The following is a 23,306-nucleotide window of genomic DNA, read 5'->3' as shown; positions in this document are numbered from 1 at the left end:
CTAACCGCGTTGAGATTCGATAAAGCTTGCCAGGCTGGCAACACTGTAGAAATGGGCCTTGGTGGCTTCTGAGTTAGCTTCGATTTTGACATCGAACTGCTTCTTGATGGCCAGTCCCAGCTCAAGTGCATCGATAGAGTCCAGTCCCAGACCGTCGCCAAAGAGCGGCGCATCCGTGTCGATGTCGTCGATGCTGACATCTTCGAGATCCAGGCAATCTATGATGAGTTGTTTAATTTCGTTTTGTAAGCTCATAATTTTTATCAAGTTGTTGTTTATAATATTCTTCGAGATCCCGCGTCAACTGACGGGCCATCTTGGCGTCTCCACCCGTTTGAGCATGATACCTGATATGCTCGATAGTTTCGCCTACTTCGACATTCATGCCTATGGTTTGGCGAGGTATCTCATACCAGGGTTCCTGCTTGGTCAGGCCAACGGCATTGGTTCTTAATACCACGGGGATCAGGTCTGTGTTTGTGCGCAGGGCGATATTGGCTGCGCCCCTTGCAAATTCGTTAACTATCTCGCCCTTAACGGTACGTGTGCCCTCGGGAAAGATGATCATGTTAGTTCCTTGGGCCAGCACCTCGCTGCAATCCTTGAGCAGGAGGTCGGCGCCGCGGTTGGGAATATAACCGGCGCAGGAGACTACGCCCCGCAGGAAGGGGTTGCGCCATAGCCCTTGCTTGACGATACAGCCGACATTGGGCATCAGGCTGATCAGCACCACCACGTCGACCAGGGTTGGATGGTTGGCGATGATCACCTTGCCCTTGGCACTTTCCAGCCGATGCAGATCTTGGGTGGTCACCCGAATCACCCCGGCCCAGGTGAGCATACGCACGAAGCCGCGAAACATCAGATGCACAGCGCGCTGTACCCGGGCGATACGCACCTGCTGGCTGCCGGGCCAGAATCTCAGCACGGGCAATATGGTGAGTGAGCTGAGCAGGCCTCCCAAACCGAAGGCGATATAGCAGCTCACCCCGCCCAGCCAGCGAGGAATATAAGCGATGCCGGTCAGGCGTTTGGCGACGACCTGACTAGTCATGGCAGATTCGCACCAGGTATTGATTCAGGCGCCCTTCGAGCGGTTGCTGGGCGGCGATGGCGTGGATCAGTTGGCCAAAGCTCAGCGGCTGCGCCGCCGCTAATTCGGAGGCATCTGGCTTGGTTTCAATGATTAGCTGAGTGCCTGAAACCTGATCTTGGCATAGAGACAACTGCAGCGCGATGGCGAGCGGCAGTTCGGGTTCCTGGGTAAATTCTTTGTAGATATCTGATACGGGCTCGTCGCCAAACACCAGCAGCAGCGGCGAGTTGTCCTCCGCCAGTTGTCCATAGGCCTCGACAAGGGCCTGGGTGAGGGTGGCCTCACCGGCGGCAATCGAGGTCGAAGGCGCGCGGTTATCTGTCAATATGCTGAAGATGCCGCTGGCGGTGTTATGTACCGACTGGCTGAAACCTATGGGCGAAATGGGCTGCTGGCGCACTATGTCCTGCAGCAGATCCACTGTGCGATTAAGCTCGCCGTGGCGAGAGGCGAAGATGGTGCGGCATTGGGCGGGCGCGTCGCACTGAAAGGCGACATCCAACAACATCTTGGTGAGCTTGCTAAAGCGTCGCCTTTGCATGGCGGGTACTTGCTTCAGCGCCGGGGCGGCCTGAGCGAGCTGCTCGGCATCTGCCGGCGGCGTTGGCCATGTCTGCCAATCGCTTAAGCACTGGTATAGGGGAGACCAGGCGCCCGCAGAATGAATGTGAAAGTGTAACCGCACTACTTTGCCTCTAAATACAGCGTCTTGCTGATGTTTTCCATAACCAGAAACTGAGCCACAAGGTGTATTTGTGGGGCGGCTATTGTACACCCTTTGACGGGTGACATAAATATGTGATTGATCTGTTGCTAGATAGTGTGAACTGAGGAGGTAGGAGGGAGCTCGCCCACGGGGAGATGGGCGAGCTGGGGGTTATGACTGTTTGAGCTGCTTCTTGAGCTTACGCAGGGCGGCCTTGACCTTCTTGCTGTTTTCCGGACCCATGCGGATCATCAGCTTCTGAGCATTGGGCAGGCTCTCGAGCTGAGGGTCGACAAACTTATAGTTTACGCTGACGCTGTCCAGCTCAATCGGCGCGTCGATGACGGGGGCGGATAGCATGACGTCTATCGCCTCTAGCATACGGTCATCGAAATTCATGTCGGGATAACCCAGCTCGGCAAAGGCCTCACCCAGAAGCGGCTTCACCTTGTTATAGGTGCTAAGCAGCTGCTCCTCGTCCAGGTTATCGACGAAGTTCGCATAGAGATCATACCTATGGTAGCTGTCGGGATTGAGGTAGGTCTTGTTGGTCACCTCGGAGACGGTAAACTTGCTGTTGGGCGCCTTGAGTGGGCTCACCTTGCGGGCCAGCTCGCCCTGAGCCAGGTTGTCGACGAACACCACGAAGTGTCTGACGATATCTTTCTCGACCAGTAGCGGGTCAATCTTCATGCCGTTGGCGACTTCGACCGTCTTGTCATGAACATATTGATCGCTTTCGGCCAGTGTCGGAAGGGTCTCAACCGCCTCGGCTGGTGCTTCTTCTACCTGGGTTTCAGGCTCCGGCGCCAGGTTTTCTGGCTCAGGCAGGGCCGCATCGGTTGGCAGGGGCTGCTCCGGCTCTGGCTCTGGCAGGGTGATAGGGGCTGGCAATTCAGGCTCGGGCGCGGGTTCGTCACTGCCCAGGAAATAGTAGGCGCCGGCGGCGAGCAACACTAATATGATCACCACGGCAATGCTGAGCGCATTGATCCCGCTGCGCGCTGTCTGTGGGGCAATTCTATCTTCTTGACTGACTTGCATGAGATTTCCTTGAATTGTGGCTGGAATAAGCCCTGTGACCACAGAGGCCTCTTTCCATTCTGCAAAATTCACCGGGCTTGTCTAGGGGCGGCCAGTGAAATAAAAAATATTTAATTGTTAGCTGAGTTAGGCCTGCACGTATTGCTGGCGCTCCCCTAACCAACGCAGCACTATGGCGTCAACATTTTCCGGCACCTCTTGCATCACATGTTGGGCCAATTTCTGTATGTGGGGGATGAGGGCCTGATCCCGCACTAAGTCGGCTATCTTCATGTCGGCGATACCTGTCTGCTTGGTGCCTAAGACCTCCCCCGGTCCGCGGATCTCGAGATCTTTCTGGGCGATCACGAAGCCGTCGTTGCTGTCTCTAAGCACCCCCAGACGCTGGGTGGCGGTATGGGAAAGCGGCGCCTTGTAGAGCAGCACACAGTGGCTGGCCACGGCGCCACGGCCGACACGCCCCCGCAGCTGATGCAGTTGGGCGAGACCCAGGCGCTCGGGGTTTTCGATGATCATCAGGCTGGCGTTGGGCACGTCGACCCCCACCTCGATCACTGTGGTAGCCACCAGTAGCTGTATGCTGCCGGCCTTGAAGGCGTCCATGATCGCCTGTTTCTCGGCGGGTTTCATGCGGCCATGTACCAGGCCGATGGACAGCTCTGGCAGCAGCTGCTTAAGCTCCTCGGCCGTGTCTTCGGCGGCCTGACACTCCAGCACCTCGGATTCTTCGATCAGGGTACAGACCCAGTAGGCCTGACGCCCATCTTGCAGCGCGGCCCGGCGCACGCGATCGATCACCTCACCGCGGCGATTGTCTGAGATGGCGACCGTGGTCACCGGCGTGCGCCCCGGCGGCAGCTCGTCGATGATGGAGGTATCGAGATCCGCATAGGCGGTCATCGCCAGGGTGCGGGGGATAGGGGTAGCCGTCATGATCAGCTGGTGTGGGTGGAAGCCCTGGCTGATCCCTTTCTCTCGCAGCCCCAGGCGCTGATGCACCCCGAACCTGTGCTGCTCGTCTATGATGATCAACGCCAGACGGTTGAACTCGACCTGCTCCTGAAAGATGGCGTGGGTGCCGATGACGATATGGGCCTCGCCGCTCTTGATCTGCTGCAGCGACTGCGCCCGAGCCTTGCCCTTTAGCTTACCCGCCAGCCAGCCGACCGTTAGGCCGAGGGGCTCAAACCAGGCGGCGAAGTTGTTGGCGTGCTGCTCGGCGAGCAGTTCAGTCGGCGCCATCATGGCGACCTGATAGCCGCTCTCTATGGCCTGCAGCGCCGCCAGCGCCGCCACTAGGGTTTTGCCCGAGCCCACATCGCCCTGCACCAGGCGCATCATAGGGTGTTCCTTGTCGAGATCTTGGGTGATATCGGCAACCACTCGCTGCTGGGCGCCAGTGGGCTTGAAGGGTAAGGATGCCAGGAAGGGATTGAGTAGCTGTCCTGTAGGCTGCATCGCGATGGCCTTATCGTGATTGCTGCGGGCCCTGAGCTGTAACATGCTCAGGTTGTGGGCCAGCAGTTCCTCCTGGATCAGCCTCTGCTGCGCCGGATGTGTGCCCTGCTCTAGGGCAAAGGGGCTGACCTCGCTCGGGGGCCTGTGCAGCAGCTGCAGCGCGTCGACCAATGAGAGCTGATTAGGCCTCAGCTGAGGCGGCAATAGTTCGGTCAGGGCGCCATGGGCCAGCAGGGCCAGGGCTTGATCCGTCAAACGGATCCAGCTCGCCTGCTTGAGTCCCTCTGTGGTCGGGTAGATAGGCGTCAGGGTATCGCTGAGGCTAAAGTCGCTCTCGCCGTGGAGCATCTTGTATTCCGGGTGGATGATCTCTCGGTGAAGCTTGCCCCGGCGCACCTCGCCATAGGCGCGAATGCGCTCGCCCTCTTCGAGGCCGTTACGCATGGCGGCGGAGAAGTTGAAGAAGCGCAGCGTTATAGTGCCCGAGTCGTCGCGTACCGTGCAGGTGAGCATGCGCTTGCGGCCCTGGACTATCTGGGTCGATTGTATTGTACCCTGTATGGTGCCGTAGCTACCGGGATAGAGGGCGGCGATGGGATAGATCTGGGTGCGGTCTTCGTAGCGTAGCGGCAGGTGAAACAGCAGATCCTGGACTGTATTGATGCCGAGTTTTTCCAGCCGCTGCGCCATCTTGGCGGCAACGCCCTTTAACTCTGTCACAGCCATGAGATCGAGTCTATCCACGCTTTGTACCCATTTGATTTAGCGTTCTATTTAACCAGAACCTGAGCCTATTACTGTAAATATATACATATACTATCAGAGTTCGGCATGAACGCAATCTCGCGTTAACCATGGCAGGTTAAAGCCTGAGGTCATAGTTTGAGGTTACAGCCAGCCCTTTTGCTTGGCGATGCGGGCGGCGTCGATGCGATTGCTGGCATTGAGTTTAGCGATGGCCTCGGAGAGATAGTTACGCACAGTGCCTTCGGCGATGAACAGGGTGGCGGCGATCTCGGCGCTGGAGCGTCCCTCGCTGGCGAGCCTGAGCGCCCGACGTTCCTTATCGTTCAGCGGGTCTTGTTCGCCGACGGCCATGATGGCCAGTTCGGGATCTATGATGCGCTTGCCGCGGCAGACGGCGTTAATTGCCTGGATCAGTGTCTCGGAGGGCGCGTCCTTGAGTAAGAAACCGCCCACGCCCGCCTCGATGGCACGCTTAATATAGCCTGCACGGCCAAAGGTGGTCAGGATAATGACCTTAGTCGGCGCCGCTTGATTTTGACACCATTGAGCCAGCTCCAGTCCGCTGAGGCCTGGCATCTCAATGTCGGTCAGCAGCAGGTCGAACTCCTGCTGCTTGAGCAGGCTCAGAGCTTGGTCGCCGTCACAGGCCTGGATCACCTCAAAGTCGCCTTCTAGGGTGAGGAGCGCGGCAAGTGCGCCCCTGACCATGGCTTGATCTTCGGCGAGTAATATCTTCATCTTGTCTCTATCCCTGATTTGGTAACTCGATGATAAATTGCGGGTTTGGCTCGAGCCCAATACTGAGTGTACCACCTAAGGGGCGCAGTCGCTCACGAATGCCTGTGAGGCCATTGCCTTCGCTGAGCTGCCTCAGCTTACCATTGTCTGTGACCGAGATCCGCAGCCCCTGAGGTGTTGCCGACAAGTCGATATTACAGCTATCGCCTTGGCTATGACGCACAACATTGTTGCACAGCTCGGTCAGGCTGAGGATCAGCTGGGTCTCGATTTCCTGTGGCTGTGATGGCAGCTCACCAGAGAGGGTAACGGCCATGCCCTTGTCCCTCAGCATCTGGCACAGGTGCGTCAGGGCGGCGTCTAACCCTTTGTGTTTGTAGCCTGATACCGTTTGGCGGATCTGGCTGAGGCTGTCGCGGGCGATGGTTTCCAGTTCTGCCAGCTCGGCGCTGGCCTGATCGGCTTGCCCCTTGGCAAATAGTTTGCGCGCCAGCTCCGCCTTGAGTGAGATAGAGGAGAGCGAGTGCCCCATGATGTCGTGCAGATCCCGGGCGATACGTTCGCGCTCTAGCATGGTGGCGAGCTGGCGTATCTCCTGCTGACTCTGCCGCTGGGCGCGCTTGGCTTCGACCCGCTTACGCTCAGCCACGCCAAAGAAACCCACGCCGGTGATCAGGGCGACGCCATAGACTGCAAAGTAGTAGTGAATACCTAGGGTTAGGCTGAGCAGCGTCAGGATGACGGCCAAGCCGATAAGGCTGGCGAGGGCCTTGGGCAAGGAGTAGTTAAAGCCGATAAAGAAACCGGCAAAGGTAAACAGGGACAGCGAGCCGATATTAACCGGCGTGATCAGACAGGCCAGGGCGATGATCAGCAAGATAGGCTGGTAGGCGGTTTGACTCGGGCTGCGGTGGGCCCAAAAATAGCAGTAGATAAAGGGCACCAGCACGACCAGACTCAGGACTATGTGCCAGGTGGGCATAGTCTGCAAGAATAGCGGGATGAAATAGAAGCCCAGGTTGATCAGATAGACCCAGGCGAGCTTATCTTCGGTCGCCCGCTCGATATCTAGGGTGTGTGGAATAGGGTATTTGTCCATCTTCTTTATCCTAGGTGCCACTAAGTCCATGATGTTGAGCTATGAGCGCTCTAACGCTTAGCCGTCTGGCTTAGTGGCAACCGATATTGAGCCGATTACTTTAGTGGTTCTGTTTTAGCAGGAAATTTGCCCAGGCATAATCGGCCTGTACCTGCAGGGCGGCCTGCCAATCGGCAATGGCTCCCGCCTTGTCACCGAGATTCTGCTTGGCTAAGCCGCGCCAGGTGTAGGCCTCTGCCTCTCCCCAACAGATGTTATCGCAAGGTTCTCGATATAGATCAATGGCTTTTGAGCTAAAAGCGATGGCATCTTTCATGCTGCCGCCATGGTCTTTAGGGCTGGAATAGGCGGCGATTGCCTTGACCAGCGCCAGTCGAGGGCTCTGGGGGACCAAGGTTTCGGCGTCATTGAGGGCACCGGCCATCTTAGTGCTGTACTTGGCGGCCTGACTCATGTCTAAGCCTATCTGCATGCCGTAGACAGAGGCTAATAGGGTGGCGGCTTCTCCTTGGTCGGCAATGGGAGTTAGGGTCTTCTCGGCGCGGGTCAATGCGGCCTGGGCCTGGCCCTTCTGGCTGAGAATGTTGGCACTGATGGCCATGCGATAGAGGGCGTAGGCCTGCTCGTAACCTTGGCTTTGTTCGCTCAATTGGCTCAGGCGATCGATATCCATCCGATTGGCGGCGCTGTCTATCTCGGTAATGTCATTGGCCTGGCTCAGTGGGCTGAGTAGGGCCAGGCTGGTGGCGATGATAAGTGTTTTCATTGGCTTCTCCTTAAGAACCTGTGTTGCGTAATGCCCCGTCTCGGGGTTAAGGAGAGTATCTGCCTGATGGCAATTTTTGTGCAGGCACAGATGTCACCGATAAGGGATGACATTTGTCATCGCTTATCGGCAGTAGCGTTAAATTGCTGGGGCTAAATTGGTAGCGCTGAAAAGCGGCGCTAACTCATAGGGATTGGGCGGAGAGGATCAAATAGCCCAGGTAGACGAGGTAACAGAGCAGCAGCAAGGCGCCTTCACGCCGTCCCACGCGCAGGCCGCTCCAGGCCAGAGGCAGAAGCAGCAGTGCCAGCGAGACCATCACCAGCATGTCCAGCTTGGGCACACTGGCGGTGATGGGGTGAATCAGGGCGGTGATCCCCAAGATCCCCAATATATTAAACAGGTTAGAGCCCACCAGGTTGCCGATGGCGATGTCGCTCTCGCCGCGTCTGGCGGCCACCAGTGAGGTGATAAGCTCTGGCATGCTGGTACCTATGGCGATGATGGTCAGGCCGATGAGCAGCTCGCTCATTCCCAGCTGTCTGGCGAGGGCCACGGCGCCGTCGACAAAGAGTATGCCGCCGCCGACCAACATGGCGATGCCAACGAGGAGTAGCACCACGGCCAGCAGAGGCACGAGCGGCTTGAGCTCCATCGACTCGGTATCGGCCTGCTGCTTATCGAACAGGTAGTTCATCCCCAGATAGGCGATCAGCATGGAGCAGAGCAGGGCGCCGTCTAGCTGGCTGAGGCTGCCGTCGCTGATCAACCCCCAGAAGAGCAGGCTGGCAAACAGCATCAGCGGAATGTCGCGCTTGACCATCATAGATTGCACGCCTATGGGGCGCACAAGGGCCGTCAGGCCGAGGATTAGGCCTATGTTGGCGATGTTGGAGCCGACGACATTGCCGAGGGCGATGCCTGAGTTGCCGGCTAGGGCCGACTTGAGGCTCACCGCCAGCTCGGGGGCGCTGGTGCCGAAGGCGACTATGGTGAGGCCTATGATCAGCGGGGTGACGCCGAGTTTTAGGGCCAGCGCGCTGGCGCCACGCACCAGGGATTCGGCGCCAAGAATAAGGATGAGCAGACCAGCGATAAGGGCTAGCGGGGTGAACATGATTGACTCTCTACAGTAGCGGGGCGCCAAGCATAGAGGTTGCACAATTTTAGGCAACTAAAATTTAGGGAGGAGCTATTAAACTTTGTTTATCTCGTCACAGATTGCCCCATAAAAAACACGCCAGATGGCGTGTTTTTAGGTCATTGTCTTAGCGACTGGGTTTACAAGCTAGCTTAGAGCTCATCTTCCCAGCGCACCACGCCGCCGCGTTGTCCTTCGACCTTGGCGCTGAATCTCTGCTCCAGCACATGGCGTTTGATCTTCAGGGTCGGCGTCAGCACGTCGTTGTCCACATCCCAGGGCTCGCTCACCACTATGATGGCATCGACGGTTTCGTGCGATTCCAGGTTAGGGTTGATGCTGTCCAGAGTCGCCTTGAGCGAGGCGCGCACCTCTTCCTTGGGTTGCAAGGCCGCGCCCTCGGAGAGCTGTACCAGGGCAACCGGATGAGGCAGCCCAGAGCCTATGATGCAGATCAGCTCCACGTGAGGATCTTGGGCCAGCTTACGCTCGATAGGTACTGGGGCAACATACTTGCCCTTGGCGGTCTTGAAGTTGTCCTTGACCCGGCCCGTGATGGTGACGCAGCCATCGGCGTCGATTGAGCAGAGATCGCCGGTGCGGAAATAGCCATCCTCGTCGAAGCTGGCCTGGGTGACTTCCGGCTGCTTGTAGTAGCCGCTCATCAGGCCTGGGCTCTTGACCAGCAGCTCGCCGTTGTCGCCTTGCTTGACGCTACAGCCCTCGACTGCACGCCCGACCGTGCCTATCTTGCTGGCATCGAAGGGGTGGTTGATGATGGAGTAGGCGCTGTTTTCCGTCATGCCCCAGGCTTCACAGATGTTAAGGCCAATCTTGTGATACCAGGCGATCAGCGAAGGCGGGATGGGCGCCGAGCCGGAACCTAGCAGGTGACAATGTTCGAGGCCCAACCCTTGATGGATCTTCTTCTTCACCAGCGAGCTGACGAAGGGGATCTTCAGCAGTATGTTGAGCTTAGTATAGCCAATCTTGTCGATGATATTCTTCTGGAACAGGCTCCACAGGCGAGGCACAGAGAAGAAGACGGTCGGTCTGGCTCGCTGCACGTCGGCAACGAAGCTGTCGAGACTCTCGACGAAGGCGACACTGCTGCCGGAATAGAAGGATGAGCCCTCGATGGCGACACGCTCGGTAATATGGGCCAGCGGCAGGTAGGAGAGCAGCCTGTCTTCCACATCTGTCTTGAGGTCGCGCACCACGGCGCGGCAGGTCCACTCGTAGCTGGCGAAGGTCTGAATCGCTCCCTTAGGCTTACCGGTCGAGCCCGAGGTGTAGATGATGGTCATGATCTGCTCGGGCGTAGGTGCCTCGGCGTCGGTCAATGGGTGACCCAGTTTCAGCAGGGTGTCCCACTGGTATTGTGCTGGCATGGTGTCGTAGGGCATGGCAAGGCGCAGTATGTCGCCACCGACCCCGGCCTCCTGATCGGCCCAGTAGTCCAGCTTACCGATAAAGATCGCCTTCGACTCGCTGTGCTCCAGCACGTAGCGAATGGTGTCGGCGTTGGCGGTAGGATAGATGGGCACGCTGATATAGCCGCCGTGCATCAGCGCCAGATCGGTAATGAACCATTCGGCGCAGTTTTTCGATAACACAGCCACCTTGTCGCCCGGCTCCAGGCCGAGGTGACGCAGGGCGCCGGCGATCTGCTGCATCTTCTGCTGCACTTCGCGCCAGCTGTAGTTAACGTATTGACCGTTTATGGGTTGTTTCAGGTAGGTGCTGTCGCCATATTGCTCGACCCAGTGGTGCAACATGTCGACCGGTGATTTGAATAGTGAGTCCATCTTGCCATTCCATCGTTATTCTTGTTAAAGGAGACGCAACTTGATTCGCCTGGCCAATGCCGGAGCGAGACTCAACAACCCCCATTATTGAGTGGGCCCTTCTCTGCGATGAGAGCGCCTGGCCACTTTTTATGCGCGTCTTTGAGTATGGCGAAGAATGTGATCTATGACAATTGTTTTGCCGGAATAAAAGGCCAATTGTCATAGTCTTAGCTCGAAGGCTCTGGTAGGCATGCTCTGGTAAGAACGCCCTGGCAAGAATGCCCAGAAAGGAATCCTTTGCTAGGCGAGCATCGGAGCTGTGTGGGGAAAGCGAGGCGTTTCGCTTTCCCGTAAAACGAACTTAGGCTTCTGGCTCGGCGTTTGGGTCCGGGGCGCGCATCCGTTGCCACCAGGTCTCGTCGGCGACAATTTGCCCCTTTTCGTCGATGGCGGGATAGGGGATCTTCTTGCGTCGACAGGCCTTGGCGTAGACGGGGTGGCCCTGCTCGAACAGCATGGTCTGGCAGTAGGCGTCGTCTAGGGTGCGCTGGCCATACATGCCGGCTTCGGCGCGTTGACGCTGTGCTTCATACATCACCAGGGCAGAAGCCACAGACACGTTGAGGGACTGCACCATGCCTATCATAGGGATGATGATCTGCTGATCGGCGATGGCCAGGCCTTCCTCGCTGACGCCGTCTCGCTCGTTACCCATGATCACTACAGTCGGCTTGGTATAGTCGATGTCGCGAAAATCCACGGCGGTTTCTGAGAAGTTGGTGGCCAAAATCTGCATGCCCGCCGCCTTGAACTGGGCCGCAGCCTCATCCATATGGTAGTGCTTGATGGTCTTGACCCACTGCTGGCTACCCGAGGCGGTATTACCCGAGACACGCATCTCAATATCGGGCCAGACGGCGTGGATTTGATGTATGCCCACGGCATCTGCGGTGCGGATCACCGCGGCGATATTGTTGGTCTTATGCACCTTGTCCAGGCAGACAGTGAGGTCGGTCTGGCGGTTGTCCAGCATCTGGTTGATGCGTTTGAAGCGTTCTGGGCTCATGATGTTTCGTTTGTAATGTTTATCAAGAACAAAGGGCGCCGCAGCGCCCTTTGGTGTCAACTTAGAGCTTACAGCTCCATCACGCCATCCATCTCGACCAGCGAGTCTTTTGGCAGCTGCTTAACGCCGATAGCGGCGCGGGCAGGATATGGCTGCTCGAAGTAGCGACCCATGATCTCGTTTACCGTGGCGAAGTTGGACAGATCTGTCATGAAGATATTCAGCTTAACGATATCCTTCAGGCTGCCACCGGCGGCTTCACACACGGCGGTCAGGTTGTCGAACACCTGCACGACCTGGGCTTCAAACTCGTCGCTGACCATCTGCATGGTTTCTGGGTTCAGCGGGATCTGGCCAGACAGATAGACTGTGCTGCCAACTTTAACAGCTTGAGAATAGGTGCCGATCGCCTGTGGGGCCTTGTCGGTTGCAATGATGATCTTCTCTGCCATAACGCTCTCTCTACTTAGGTTAATAGTGGTGGAACTAACGATTACGCGATGTGCGCAGCACTTCCGGCAGTACCCTGATACGGCGCATCACGTTGGCTAAGTGGACCCGGTCGGTGACCGAGATCCGTAAGTTAATCAAGAATACCCGGCCGTCGCGCTCTTCGGTGCTCAGGTTATGGATATTCGAGCCCTCGGCGGCCACGATAGAGGTGATCTTGGCCAGCGCGCCCTGGTGGTTGACGATCTCGATACGCAGGTTAGCCTGGAACTCGACGCCCTCGGCGTTATCCCAGTGCACGGGAATATACTTGTCTGGTTCGCCCTGATAACCGCGGATGTTGGCGCAGCTTTCCATGTGCACCACCAGGCCCTTACCTGGACTCACATGGGCGATCACCGCATCACCCGGGATTGGGCGACAACAGTTGGCGAAGGAGACCAGCATGCCTTCGGCGCCGCGGATCGGCATCATGTTGGATTCTTTATGTTCGTGCTGCTCGACGCGATCGCCTTTGAGACGCTGGGCAATCACTATGCTCATGGCGTTGCCCAGGCCTATGTCGGCCAGCAGGGAATCTAGGGTGGCATGTTTGGTCTCGCTCACCACCTTATCGATCTGCTCCTGAGGGATATCCTTGAGCTTGATGTCGCCCAGGGCGTGGTTGAGCAGACGCTTGCCGAGGAGTACGGCATCATCTTCTTTGAGGCTCTTGAGCAGCTGTCTGATCTTAGAGCGTGCCTTACCCGTCACCACGAAGTTGAGCCAGGCGGCATTGGGCCGCGCGCCCTTGGCGGTGATGATCTCGATAGTCTGGCCGGAAATCAGCGGCTGACTCAGCGGGTAGGCCTGGCGGTTTACCCGCGCGCCGACACAGGTGTTGCCCACGTCGGTATGCACCTCATAGGCAAAGTCCACCGCAGTGGCGCCCACAGGTAGCTCGAGAATGCGTCCCTCTGGAGTGAAGACATAGATCTCTTCCGGGAACAGCTCTGTCTTAAAGTTCTCGACGAATTCGAAGGAGGTGCTGGCGCTCTGTTGCAGCTCCAGCAGGCTCTGCATCCATTTACGGGCACGCACCTGAGTGGTGGTGCCTTGCTGGGCCGAACCGGCGCCCTTGTAGAGCCAGTGGGCCGCAACCCCCTTGTCTGCCATCTGATCCATATCTTCGGTACGAATCTGGATCTCCACCGGTACGCCGTGTGGACCAAATAGCGAGGTATGCAGCGACTGATAACCGTTAGCCTTGGGGATGGCAATATAATCTTTGAAGCGACCGGGGCGTGGCTTATACAGGCCGTGCATGGCGCCCATGACGCGATAACAGGTGTCAATGGAGTCGACGATCACCCGAAACGCATAGATATCCATCACCTCTTGGAACTGGAGTTCCTTGTTACACATCTTGTTGTAGATGGAATAGAGGTTTTTCTCGCGGCCCTTGACCGTACCCTTGATACCTGTGTCTTCGAGACGAGTCTTGATGGCGCCTTCGATATTCTGAATAAGCTCTTTACGGTTGCCGCGGGCAGACTTAACCACCTCTTTGAGTACCCGGTAGCGCATGGGGTAGTAGGCCTGAAAGCCCAGGTCTTCCAGCTCAGTCTTGATATTGTGAATACCCAGACGGTTGGCGATGGGGGCGTAAATTTCCAGGGTTTCCCGGGCGATACGGCGACGCTTGTCGGGACGCAGGGCGCCAAGGGTGCGCATGTTGTGAGTGCGGTCGGCCAGCTTGATGAGGATCACCCGGATATCCTGGGTCATGGCCATCATCATCTTGCGGAAGTTTTCCGCCTGGGCTTCTTTCTTGTCTCTGAATTTAAGCTTGTCCAGCTTGGAGACGCCTTCGACCAGCTCGCCCACAGATTCACCAAACAGCTCTGAGAGCTCTTCTTTGGTGACAGGGGTATCTTCAATGGTGTCGTGCAGCAGGGCGGCCATGAGCGTCTCATGATCGAGACGCATATCGGCCAGGATGCGGGCAACCGCAACCGGATGGGTAATGTAGGGTTCGCCACTCGTGCGCATCTGCCCTTCATGAGCATCGCGCGCTACCTGATAGGCCTGCTTGAGTAATTCTACCTGCGTCGCTTCTAAGTAACTTGACGCAGACTCCTTGAGACCTTCAAACAGATACAAGTGGCTTCACTCCTTAGATAGTGTTGCGGCCTTCGGCGATGGCGGCAACGGCAGCGATTTCGGCTGCTTCACGTTCGCGGACGGTCTGACGCTCATCGGCATCTAGTGTGTCAGCGGTAACCAGGCCTAGTTCGATTTCGCGTAGAGCGATAACCGTTGGCTTGTCGTTCTCTTCTTCAACCATAGGGTCTTTGCCCTGCACAGCGATTTGGCGAGCACGACGCGCTGCAACCAGGATCATATCAAAACGGTTGCCGATTTGGTTTACGGCGTCTTCTACAGTTACGCGAGCCATGTATTGAAACTCCAGTGTTTATGGGTGAAAAAATGACGCAAAATTGTACACGATGACAGTTAGTCTGCCAACAGATCATTAAGCATATCATTTTGAGCATGAATTTGACTAGCACGAGTGAGGCGTTGGCTGCGAATAATTGCCTTTAAATCCACCTGTGCCTGCTCGAAGTCATCGTTCACTATGATGAAGTCATATTCGCCATAGTGGGAGATCTCTGAGGTTGCCTGGGCCATACGCCCGGCAATGACCTCGGCGCTGTCTTGACCACGGCCGGTGAGACGACGCTCAAGCTCAGCCTTAGAAGGGGGCAGGATGAAGACGCCAATCGCCTCTGGCATCATCTGTTTGACCTGCTGGGCGCCCTGCCAGTCGATGTCGAGAAACACGTCTATGCCTTTATTCAGCATGACCTCGATCGCCTCTCTCGAGGTGCCATAATAGTTACCGAACACCTCGGCCCATTCGAAGAAGGCCTGCTTGTCGATCAGCGCCTTGAACTCGTCGACGTTGACGAAATGATAGTGCTCGCCGTCGACTTCGCCGACTCTGGGTTGGCGTGTCGTGTGTGACACAGAGACCTTCATATCGGCGGGTTTATCCTGCAATATAGCGCTAAGAAGTGAAGACTTGCCGGCGCCACTGGGCGCTGAAATGATAAAGAGGTTTCCGCGAGCGGTCATGTAAATGCTATCCAAAGGCTGTATCGTTTTAGGTAGCCAGACATTATACAGCCTAGTAGTAAATTTAGGCTAGGGTATGTTGAGCTTTCCTGCTGATTTCTGGCTGGATGGAGATTACGTTGGACGGGTAATTGTTTTGTAGGCATTGGGCTGGCCGGGAAAATTAACCAAAATTAAGCGTCATCCGGGGCGAGATCCAGTAGACTCTCTGCTGAGATAGCCGTGAAGTGGGATTTTTTATGTCGTTAAACACCTTTTTCTGTCGCCAGGGCGTGGATACCAGCCTGCGTTTTCTTGTCATTAGTGGTGCCTCACTCTGTCTCATCTACCTCTTCTCCCTGCTGTTTGCCGGTCATGGCATCTTGTTGCTGTTGGCCCTGCCATTAATTGCCGTCTCGCTACTTAGCGCTAGTCGTCGCCTGATAACCGCCCAGCGTCTGCTGGCATTGGCGGTCGTCCCCGGGCCACTGCTGCTGGCCGCCAGTCTGGTCTTTGCCGAGCAGGCCTGGCCGAACTGGGTCGCCCTCATCTTGAGTGTTTTAGCGGTGGGCTTTATCGTTTCTCGTCCTCAGCCTAAGACATCTGCCCCCTTCGATAGCCTGGGCTACAGTGGCCCCTTGATGGCGAGTAATCAGCGCCGCACCCGGGTTGAGCCGACCCTGGCGGGGGATTCGCCTGCGTTTGCTCATGCTCCAGAACACGCATTAGGGCAAGAACTGGCGCAGGACAATGAGCCTGGGTTTGAGCAGGCATCGGCCATAGCGTCTGATCTCGATGCGCAGCAGGTCTATCGAAGTGACGGCCCAAAAGATAATTATTTCCAAGCTAGCCAGTCCCAAGATAGCCAACCCCAGGACAGGTTGGCGCAAGGAGTTAATACGCTCGGGGCGCAGCTGGCTAAGCTGTTTGGTACAACCTTAATCGCCATCAAGGGCCATCCTCGCGGCGCCCTGCTAGGCTTCGGTTGCCTGTCGCTGTTGCTTGGCAGCCTGTTCTGGCTTGGGGGCGATGATGCTACCGAACAAGTCGCAGCAGAGTCAGAGCCTGAGACGCAGATAGCCCAGGGGCCTGCGACAAACATCAAGCAGGTGGCGATGCCAGATGGCTTTAAGGTGCAACTCGAGGGCAAGGTATTGATGCTCAGCTGGCTGGGTGAGCGGGGCGAGCCCGGCACCATCTGGTCCCTCGCCAGCGCCGAGGGTGACAGCAGTTGTAAGAACCTGACCTTTAATAATGGCGTGAGCTATCGACCAATGATGGTAAGTCTGCTGGCCGACACCTCGACCCAGGCGCGCTTCTCACCGCTGGATACGCCCGCCATCATCAATGATATTGCCATGCGCGGCAGCCTGACCCTGTGCGGCTACGAGTTTAGCCTCAAGGGCAGTCAGGCGGCGCTGGCCAAGGAGCCGGCCTTCAGGCCTTATCTCTGATTCCCTTAATCTATGAGTTATGACATGGGCGGTGACACAGCCGCCCCTGTCTTCTTTTTTAAGACGAGCCAATGGGCTCGTGTGGTTTGATGTCGATGAAGTTAACTGATGCAGTGTCCAATGGGGATGATGACAATCTATCCCTGACCTTAGTGATCATGGCGGCGGGCCTGGGGAGTCGTTTCGGCGGCGACAAACAGCTCGCTGAGCTAGGGCCCAAGGGTGAGACCATGTTGCAGCTGTCGATCGCCAGCGCCATTCAGGCGGGCTTCTCGGCGGCCGTGATAGTGACCCGCGCCGAGCTGATCCCGAGTATTCAGGCGCGCCTGGCAGGCTTGCCGTCTCATTTTGCGCTGCATTTCTGTGTGCAGCAGCTGACAGATCTGCCTGAGTTCGGTGGCGCGTCTGCGAACGGCGCTAACCTCGCCGAGTTGGTCAGTAGCAGAACTAAGCCCTGGGGCACGGCTCATGCCCTGTGGAGTGCTCGTAAATTTGTATCCGGTCCCATGGCGGTGATCAATGCCGACGATTACTATGGCGATCAGGCCTTCGCCCTGCTCGCTCAGGGCTTTAAGCTGCGGCCGAATCAGTGGCAGATGGTCGCCTATCCCCTCAAGGAGACGCTGTCGGATCATGGCGGCGTTAATCGCGGCATCTGTGTTACCCAGGATAATCTGCTGATTTCTGTCGAAGAGTGGCTGAATATTGCTTGGCAAGGTGATAATCTGGTGGGCTCGCATCAGGGACGACAGGGCAATCTGGCGCTCGAGGCGATGGCCTCGATGACCTGTTGGGGCTTTACCCCGGACATCTTCGATCTTTTGGGTGAGGCCTTGGTGGAATTTGTGACCCAGCAGGGGCATAAGGCTGACAGTGAATGTTATCTTCCCGCCGTGGTGCAAGCCGCCTTAACCGATAAGGCGAAGGCTAAAAAGGTATTCGTGAGTCAAACCTTGGACACCTGGTTAGGGGTGACCTATCCGCAAGATATTGATTGGGTAAAACAAAAATTAATGGAGTTACTGGGTGATTGATTTTATAAGGCAGCAGGTGTTGCCGCACTTTGGCGTAACCGCTTCGGCCAAAGTGAGTCCCCTTGGGAACGGTCATATCAATGATACTTTTCTCGTGCGCTGGCCAGAGGGCGAGTTTGTGCTGCAGCGCCTCAACACGGAAGTCTTTACTCAACCCCACGCACTGGTGAGCAACGCCCAGAAGGTGGCAGAGCATCTGCTCGCGAAACATGAGGCTGGCGAGTATCGCTTGAGTGTGGTGAAGCCGGTGATAGACTCACAGGGCGAGCTGGCGCTGGACTTAGGCGAGCACGGTTTTTGGCGCGCCATAACCTATCTGCCCTTCAGCCATAGCATAGAGGTGGTCGCCGACGCGGACCAGGCAGAATCAGCGGCCAAGGCCTTCGGTCACTTCTCCCGCGCACTGAGCGATCTCGATGCCCGTCAGCTTGAGGATGTGATTGCCAAGTTTCATCACCTGCCCGGGCGTATCGCCCAGCTGCAAGCGGCGGTCGCCAAAGACAGTCAGGGGCGTCTCAAAGAGTGTCAGGCCTGGGTGGACTTTGCTCTTTCTCAAGATGAGCTTCTGAGCGAGCTTAGCGAAGTCGAGGCGCAGCTGCCGCCACGTGTCTGCCATAACGATACTAAGATCAATAACATGCTGTTTGATAAGCGCGACATGAGCAGCATGGCGATCATCGATCTCGATACCTGCATGCAGGGACACCTGATGTATGACTTCGGCGACATGGTGCGTACCTTTACCTCGCCAGAGGCCGAGGACTCCACCAATCTCACCAGGGTCGAGGTGCGGGAGCCTATCTTTGCCGCCATCTGCCGCGGTTATTTGAGCGAGCTGGGTGAGGTGCTGAGCGATGTCGAGCGTCAAAGCCTCTGGCTGGGCGCCAGGGTGATCTGCCTGATGATAGGGGTACGTTTCTTAACGGATCACCTCAATGGCGATGTCTATTTTCATATTCACCATGAGAATCATAATCTCGAGCGTGCGGCCAACCAGTTTACCCTCTATAAGAGTCTGTTGACCCAAGGGGATAGCCTCAAGGCTTACCTAAAATAGTGCGTGATAAAGGGGGCCGTTCGGCCCCTTTTTGTGCCGCCGATGCATTTATTTCGCACCGATATTTCGCGTCGAGTCGATACTCTCTTGCTTAAGATCAACTTAAGGTGAACTCATTGATAAGTTTGCTATCAAAGCGTTAAGTTAGTTCGTACACTGCACTCAGTTTTCCGACTATAGGTGAGATAGATGCCACCCATTATCTGTAATACTGCGCGAGAAGCCGTTGCCCTGATCCAGAGCGGTGAGACCCTTTGGACCCACTCCATGGGCGCCACCCCCAAGCTTTTACTTGATGCCTTGGCTGAGCATGCCTTGACCCGGCAAGACTTGACCCTGTTGCAACTGCATACCGAGTGCGCCGAGTCCCTCAGCGACCCTAGGCTAAAAGGGCATCTGCGTCATCGCTGTTTCTTCGGCGGCTTGCCGACCCGCCTGCTGTTGCAGCAGGGAGACGCCGATTATGTGCCCATCTTTCTCTCCGAGGTGCCTAAGCTGTTCCGCTCCGGCGAGCAGCCCATAGACACGGCGATCGTTCAGGTATCGCCGCCGGATAAGCATGGTATCTGTTCGCTCGGAATATCTGTGGAGGCGACGTTGGCGGCCTGTCAGGTGGCGGGCAAGGTCATCGCCCATATCAACCCCTGCATGCCACGCACTCATGGTGATGGCTTCATCCATTACGACAAGTTTGCCGCCGTGTTCGAGCAGAGCATGCCGCTGCCGCAACATCCGCTGGCGGCCAGCGACGAGACCAGCTTGGCAATCGGTCGGCACGTCGCCAAGTTGGTGCGTGACGGCGACTGCCTGCAGATGGGCATAGGCGCCATCCCAGATGCGGTACTCTCCTGCCTCACTGAGCATAAAGACCTTGGGGTGCATACCGAGCTGTTTTCCGATGGTGTGTTGAATCTGGTCGAGCAGGGGGTGATCAACAACAGTCGCAAGAAGGTGCATCCAGGCAAGCTGGTCACAGGTTTCGCCCTGGGCAGTCAGCGACTGTATGACTATGTGGACGATAACCCTTCCGTGGTTTTCATGGATATCGAACAGGTCAACGACACCTCGATCATTCGCAAGAACCCTAATGTGATGGCGATTAACTCGGCGTTGCAGGTGGATATCTCGGGGCAGATCTGCGCCGACTCTCTCGGTACCCGCATCTATTCCGGCGTCGGTGGCCAGATGGATTTTATCCGCGGCGCCGGTCTCTCGGAAGGAGGGCGCTCGGTGATCGCCCTGCCCAGTACGGCGGCGGGCGGCAAGGTGTCGAGAATCGCCTCGGTACTCTCACCCGGTGCTGGTGTGGTCACCACTCGAGCCCATGTGCACTACATAGTCACCGAATATGGTGCGGCTAACTTGCGCGGCAAGTCATTGCGAGAGCGCGCACGGGCTTTGATCGATATCGCCCACCCCGATTTTAGGGAGCAGCTCTGTCAGGAGACCTTCGATATGTGGGGGTTAAGGGTCTAGCCTGCCTATAACGAATCAAGCCCCCTATTGCGTTATAACAATATGGGGGCTTTTTTATTGCGTTAGATCTCTTGAGTATTTCTTGGCTCAGACTTCATTTTTCTCAATAGAGTGCGCTAGATGCCGGGTTAGGCCGAGGTGGTTTTAGGTTTGCTCATCATGATGTTGGAAGCGATGGCAAACAGACAGTAACCGGTGAAAAACCAGAAGCCGATTTCGAGTTGGGCGTGCATTATGATCAGTTCGCCCATCTGATCCTCGGCGTTACCGGCGAGGTAGCTGATTATGATGGCCACCACAAATACATCGGCCATGCTCCATTTACCTATGGCATCGATAAGGCGTGTGAGCAGGGTAGCCGTGCTGCCCCGTGCAAAAACCAGTACCGCCTGCGCCAGTAGCTTGAGGGTGGGAATGATCACCGAGAAGGTGGCTATCATGATGCCAACCAGCAGGTTACCGCTCTGCATCAGATCTTGCACCGTCCCCAGTATGCTGCGGTGCTTACGATAAATTTCCACCTGCCCCTCAAGCTCGTTAAAGCCGAGAAAGGCGGATACCGACCCCAGTAGTCCACGCATCTCACCGTCTTCTGTCATCAGTTCTATGCTTGTCTGGGCAAATTTAGATTTGTCCGCCTGGCCATCTAGGCTCAGCATAGGTAGGCTGAGTCCAGGGATAAGCAGCGCCAGGGCGATCAGAATCACCAGTAATTGAGGCCATTTACTCCGTTGTGACATGGGGTCTCCATCTTTGCTGAAGTTAATTTTGCACTACTGGGATTAAGTTTAAATAAATCTTCAATCGATGACTTTTTTGAGCCTTTAACTTAGCAAAGCTAAAGGCTGAACGATATCCAGTAATTTGTGGAATGGTGAGGTTCTGGTTAAATCGTTCTAAAGCCACAATCCAGAAGATACTGATATGTGTGTAAATAGAATGATTTTTTTCTTGTTGAATCTATATCGCTTCCTTCTGGAATAAATACTACCATTCCTTGTCTTGCTCTAGTTAATAGAACTCGATAAGCATTCTCAAGGTAGCGTTTATCCTCATCCTTGTTGCGATGTTGCCATTTTGTTCCTTTAAATTTCCAATGTTCAAACTTACTACCGTTATGACGGTAATCGGCATCCCAACCTACTAAGCACCAATCCAGTTCTAGGCCTTGGATATCAAACTCAGTCGCGCACTCCTCGAGAAAATGGCATGAGCGGATATCCTCTTGAGGATTTAAATACCATGCTGCTGGATCAAAGCGATTTTTAACATGTATTCCTTCGGCTTTTAGACGAATAGCATTGGAGGACGCGAGAAGCCCTTTGCTTTCATTGGCTCGTGTTTGAGCTCGTAGCCATTTTTTGGCTTCATTTAAGTCTCGGGTGATTTTTAGTGGGTATACCTGCTGCAATTGGTCGCTTAATTCCTTAGCTTTCTTTCCATCACCAGCGATAACATGGTGTACGAAGTCAGATAGTTTCTCAGCTCTGAAAGATCGCATTGAAGTTGCTAAATGTAGGTTTTGTCGTATGTTCACGTTTTCTAAGTGATCAGACGAAACACCTGTAGATACATAATTACCCGTAAGAATGTTCGGTGAGCAGTATACATCCCAGTTAGTGAAGTGGTTTTCAAGAGCGTCTAGCCAGCCTCTCAACCCAGCTTCACCAGTGTTTATCTCTTGCCCACCTCCAATAAGCGCAATAATCACAGCCCAATCTTGATGTCTATCCATGACTGATATGAGAAATTCAGGTTCTGACTGATTGAAGTTGAGATGACCGCGTTTAGTTTGCATAAATTTGGAGGTTTGCTCTAGATTCCATGCTCGTTGTGCTTCATCAAAGATAACTACTTTTTCTGGGGGGATTGAGCCATCGAGAGCCTCATCTCTAAAACGATGAATATTTTGAATAAACTGACTGGTTTTCTGCCGCTCTCGGGCTTTTGTAGAGTTTGTTCTTTTGGATGCATCATTAGCCAATGCTTCTTGTAATACAGTCACTAGAGGGCCATTACCGCTTAAGAAAACCGAATACTCATCTTCTTCAGGAATAGAATGAGCGTTGGCAAGATTAACACCTATCAATGTTTTCCCTGCGCCTGGAACTCCTGTTACAAAGCAGATAACTTTTGATTTTTGTGTTCGTGACTGGTGAATTAGTTGGATTAATTCATTGCAAGTTTTGCCTAAGTTCTGATTGTCGGCTTCATTCCGAGCAATGTCTCCTACATTGTGAGATGCATATAAAGCTTGAGCTGCTTCGACAATTGTTGGTGTTGGCATATACCCCGTTTTAGCCCATTCATCTCCCCTAAAATCAGGTTGTTTGTACTGAATGGATATTTGGGTAATGGTTGGATGTAGTTGATCAATATTAATGCATATTGGCGAAGCAACATGATCTGCTGCGAAGCAGATATCGCTAAATGAGCTTTCTGTCGCGGTTGCTACCAGAATAGGAATAATACATTTACCATGACTTCCTCTGTGAAAGTTTTTTAGATCTAATGCGTAGCCATGAGTTTGGCGGAGATCTTGGGATAAATAATTAGATGCACCAATTTTAAATTCCAGCACAAATATAATGCCAGAATAAATGAGGACAACATCTGCACGACGACCCATGCGAGGGATAAGAAACTCAAAGAATATCCAGCCTTTATCTGATGGAATATTGACCAGAGCTGTCTGAATTGCAGTAATTTGCACTGTCCATGCGGAGGTTTGTTGATGCTTAATGTCTTGGGTATGGGGTTGCGATATTTTGCCCAAAATGGCTTGGGGATTTTCTAAAAGAAATTCATCAAGTGGAGCTGAATAAAAAGCACGCCTAGTCATGTTTGGTCTCAACATCAAATTCAAGTAGAGATGAGGCGCTTACCTTTAAACCATTGGCTAATTTTACGATATTGATTAGTGCAACATTACGAACGCCACGTTCTATACCACTGATATATGTTCGATCTAGTTCGCAGATTTCAGCCAGCTGTTCTTGGCTTAATCTTTGTTGAGTTCGTATTTGTTTTAGTCTTTGTCCGAAACGGCTCAAAATCACATTCATGATTATGCCTAAATATCAGA

Annotated in this window: 22 protein-coding genes; 4 read left to right on the top strand and 18 right to left on the bottom strand. The window is 54.9% G+C overall.

All coding sequences use genetic code 11. From position 1 onward, the window contains the following. The 15 genes from K0J45_RS18015 to gmk form a co-directional block, all read right to left on the bottom strand. Complete coding sequence (locus K0J45_RS18015) at positions 1 to 255, bottom strand: phosphopantetheine-binding protein (protein ID WP_011867306.1); 255 nt, start codon at positions 253 to 255, stop codon at positions 1 to 3. Continuing rightward, entirely contained in the window at positions 233 to 1,054 is an 822-nt protein-coding gene (locus K0J45_RS18010; protein WP_220043542.1) for a lysophospholipid acyltransferase family protein, read from the bottom strand. Before K0J45_RS18010 ends, K0J45_RS18015 begins: the two co-directional genes overlap by 23 nt. Beyond that, positions 1,047 to 1,781, bottom strand: a complete 735-nt coding sequence (locus K0J45_RS18005) for a beta-ketoacyl synthase chain length factor (RefSeq protein ID WP_220043541.1) — start codon at positions 1,779 to 1,781, stop codon at positions 1,047 to 1,049. The genes K0J45_RS18010 and K0J45_RS18005 overlap by 8 nt, the downstream gene beginning before the upstream one ends. A 192-nt stretch (positions 1,782 to 1,973) precedes the next feature. Beyond that, complete coding sequence (locus tag K0J45_RS18000; protein WP_220043540.1) at positions 1,974 to 2,846, bottom strand: DUF3014 domain-containing protein; 873 nt, start codon at positions 2,844 to 2,846, stop codon at positions 1,974 to 1,976. A 126-nt stretch (positions 2,847 to 2,972) separates the two neighbouring features. Beyond that, the gene (gene recG / locus K0J45_RS17995; protein ID WP_220043539.1) at positions 2,973 to 5,048 is read right to left on the bottom strand and encodes an ATP-dependent DNA helicase RecG; all 2,076 of its coding nucleotides are present in this window, start codon (positions 5,046 to 5,048) and stop codon (positions 2,973 to 2,975) included. A gap of 144 nt (positions 5,049 to 5,192) precedes the next feature. Then, on the bottom strand, positions 5,193 to 5,789 hold the full coding sequence (locus tag K0J45_RS17990) for a response regulator transcription factor (RefSeq protein WP_220043538.1): 597 nt from the start codon (positions 5,787 to 5,789) through the stop codon (positions 5,193 to 5,195). Positions 5,790 to 5,796: 7 nt separating this feature from the next. Then, positions 5,797 to 6,888: a sensor histidine kinase gene (locus K0J45_RS17985; protein WP_220043537.1), complete on the bottom strand. Its 1,092-nt coding sequence runs from the start codon at positions 6,886 to 6,888 to the stop codon at positions 5,797 to 5,799. A 100-nt stretch (positions 6,889 to 6,988) separates the two neighbouring features. Continuing rightward, positions 6,989 to 7,654, bottom strand: coding sequence for a tetratricopeptide repeat protein (locus K0J45_RS17980; protein ID WP_220043536.1), 666 nt, complete (start codon positions 7,652 to 7,654; stop codon positions 6,989 to 6,991). A 184-nt stretch (positions 7,655 to 7,838) separates the two neighbouring features. After that, positions 7,839 to 8,771 carry a calcium/sodium antiporter gene (locus K0J45_RS17975; protein WP_220043535.1) on the bottom strand — a complete coding sequence of 311 codons (933 nt, stop codon included), beginning with the start codon at positions 8,769 to 8,771 and terminating at the stop codon, positions 7,839 to 7,841. Between the two features lie 176 nt (positions 8,772 to 8,947). After that, entirely contained in the window at positions 8,948 to 10,603 is a 1,656-nt protein-coding gene (locus K0J45_RS17970) for an AMP-binding protein (protein WP_220043534.1), read from the bottom strand. Positions 10,604 to 10,946: 343 nt separating this feature from the next. Further along, the gene (gene trmH, locus K0J45_RS17965) at positions 10,947 to 11,651 is read right to left on the bottom strand and encodes a tRNA (guanosine(18)-2'-O)-methyltransferase TrmH (protein ID WP_220043533.1); all 705 of its coding nucleotides are present in this window, start codon (positions 11,649 to 11,651) and stop codon (positions 10,947 to 10,949) included. 68 nt (positions 11,652 to 11,719) lie between these two features. Further along, complete coding sequence (locus tag K0J45_RS17960; protein WP_220043532.1) at positions 11,720 to 12,103, bottom strand: RidA family protein; 384 nt, start codon at positions 12,101 to 12,103, stop codon at positions 11,720 to 11,722. Between the two features lie 34 nt (positions 12,104 to 12,137). Beyond that, positions 12,138 to 14,243, bottom strand: coding sequence for a bifunctional GTP diphosphokinase/guanosine-3',5'-bis pyrophosphate 3'-pyrophosphohydrolase (spoT, locus tag K0J45_RS17955; RefSeq protein WP_220043531.1), 2,106 nt, complete (start codon positions 14,241 to 14,243; stop codon positions 12,138 to 12,140). A 13-nt stretch (positions 14,244 to 14,256) separates the two neighbouring features. Next, the gene (gene rpoZ, locus K0J45_RS17950; protein ID WP_011867293.1) at positions 14,257 to 14,538 is read right to left on the bottom strand and encodes a DNA-directed RNA polymerase subunit omega; all 282 of its coding nucleotides are present in this window, start codon (positions 14,536 to 14,538) and stop codon (positions 14,257 to 14,259) included. Positions 14,539 to 14,597: 59 nt separating this feature from the next. Next, positions 14,598 to 15,221 carry a guanylate kinase gene (gene gmk / locus K0J45_RS17945; protein WP_220043530.1) on the bottom strand — a complete coding sequence of 208 codons (624 nt, stop codon included), beginning with the start codon at positions 15,219 to 15,221 and terminating at the stop codon, positions 14,598 to 14,600. 239 nt (positions 15,222 to 15,460) lie between these two features. Between gmk and K0J45_RS17940 the strand changes: the two genes are divergently transcribed. From K0J45_RS17940 to K0J45_RS17925, 4 genes are all read left to right on the top strand, one after another. Beyond that, complete coding sequence (locus K0J45_RS17940; protein WP_220043529.1) at positions 15,461 to 16,654, top strand: hypothetical protein; 1,194 nt, start codon at positions 15,461 to 15,463, stop codon at positions 16,652 to 16,654. Positions 16,655 to 16,743: 89 nt separating this feature from the next. Beyond that, positions 16,744 to 17,688 (top strand): NTP transferase domain-containing protein, encoded by a 945-nt coding sequence (locus K0J45_RS17935; protein WP_220043528.1) that lies wholly within the window; start codon positions 16,744 to 16,746, stop codon positions 17,686 to 17,688. Beyond that, positions 17,681 to 18,745: a phosphotransferase enzyme family protein gene (locus K0J45_RS17930; protein WP_220043527.1), complete on the top strand. Its 1,065-nt coding sequence runs from the start codon at positions 17,681 to 17,683 to the stop codon at positions 18,743 to 18,745. The genes K0J45_RS17935 and K0J45_RS17930 overlap by 8 nt, the downstream gene beginning before the upstream one ends. Positions 18,746 to 18,934: 189 nt before the next feature. Beyond that, positions 18,935 to 20,221 (top strand): acetyl-CoA hydrolase/transferase family protein, encoded by a 1,287-nt coding sequence (locus tag K0J45_RS17925; protein WP_220043526.1) that lies wholly within the window; start codon positions 18,935 to 18,937, stop codon positions 20,219 to 20,221. A 128-nt stretch (positions 20,222 to 20,349) separates the two neighbouring features. On the opposite strand, the gene K0J45_RS17920 is transcribed toward K0J45_RS17925, so the two are convergent. From K0J45_RS17920 to K0J45_RS17910, 3 genes are all read right to left on the bottom strand, one after another. Next, positions 20,350 to 20,961, bottom strand: coding sequence for a paraquat-inducible protein A (locus tag K0J45_RS17920; RefSeq protein WP_220043525.1), 612 nt, complete (start codon positions 20,959 to 20,961; stop codon positions 20,350 to 20,352). A 146-nt stretch (positions 20,962 to 21,107) separates the two neighbouring features. After that, entirely contained in the window at positions 21,108 to 23,063 is a 1,956-nt protein-coding gene (locus K0J45_RS17915; RefSeq protein WP_220043524.1) for a DUF2075 domain-containing protein, read from the bottom strand. Continuing rightward, on the bottom strand, positions 23,056 to 23,286 hold the full coding sequence (locus tag K0J45_RS17910) for a helix-turn-helix domain-containing protein (protein WP_011867285.1): 231 nt from the start codon (positions 23,284 to 23,286) through the stop codon (positions 23,056 to 23,058). Before K0J45_RS17910 ends, K0J45_RS17915 begins: the two co-directional genes overlap by 8 nt. Positions 23,287 to 23,306: the final 20 nt, after the last annotated feature.

Origin of the sequence: Shewanella alkalitolerans, assembly GCF_019457575.1 — a bacterium.
Classification (GTDB): domain Bacteria; phylum Pseudomonadota; class Gammaproteobacteria; order Enterobacterales; family Shewanellaceae; genus Shewanella; species Shewanella loihica.
This window is presented reverse-complemented; position numbering and strand designations above follow the sequence as displayed.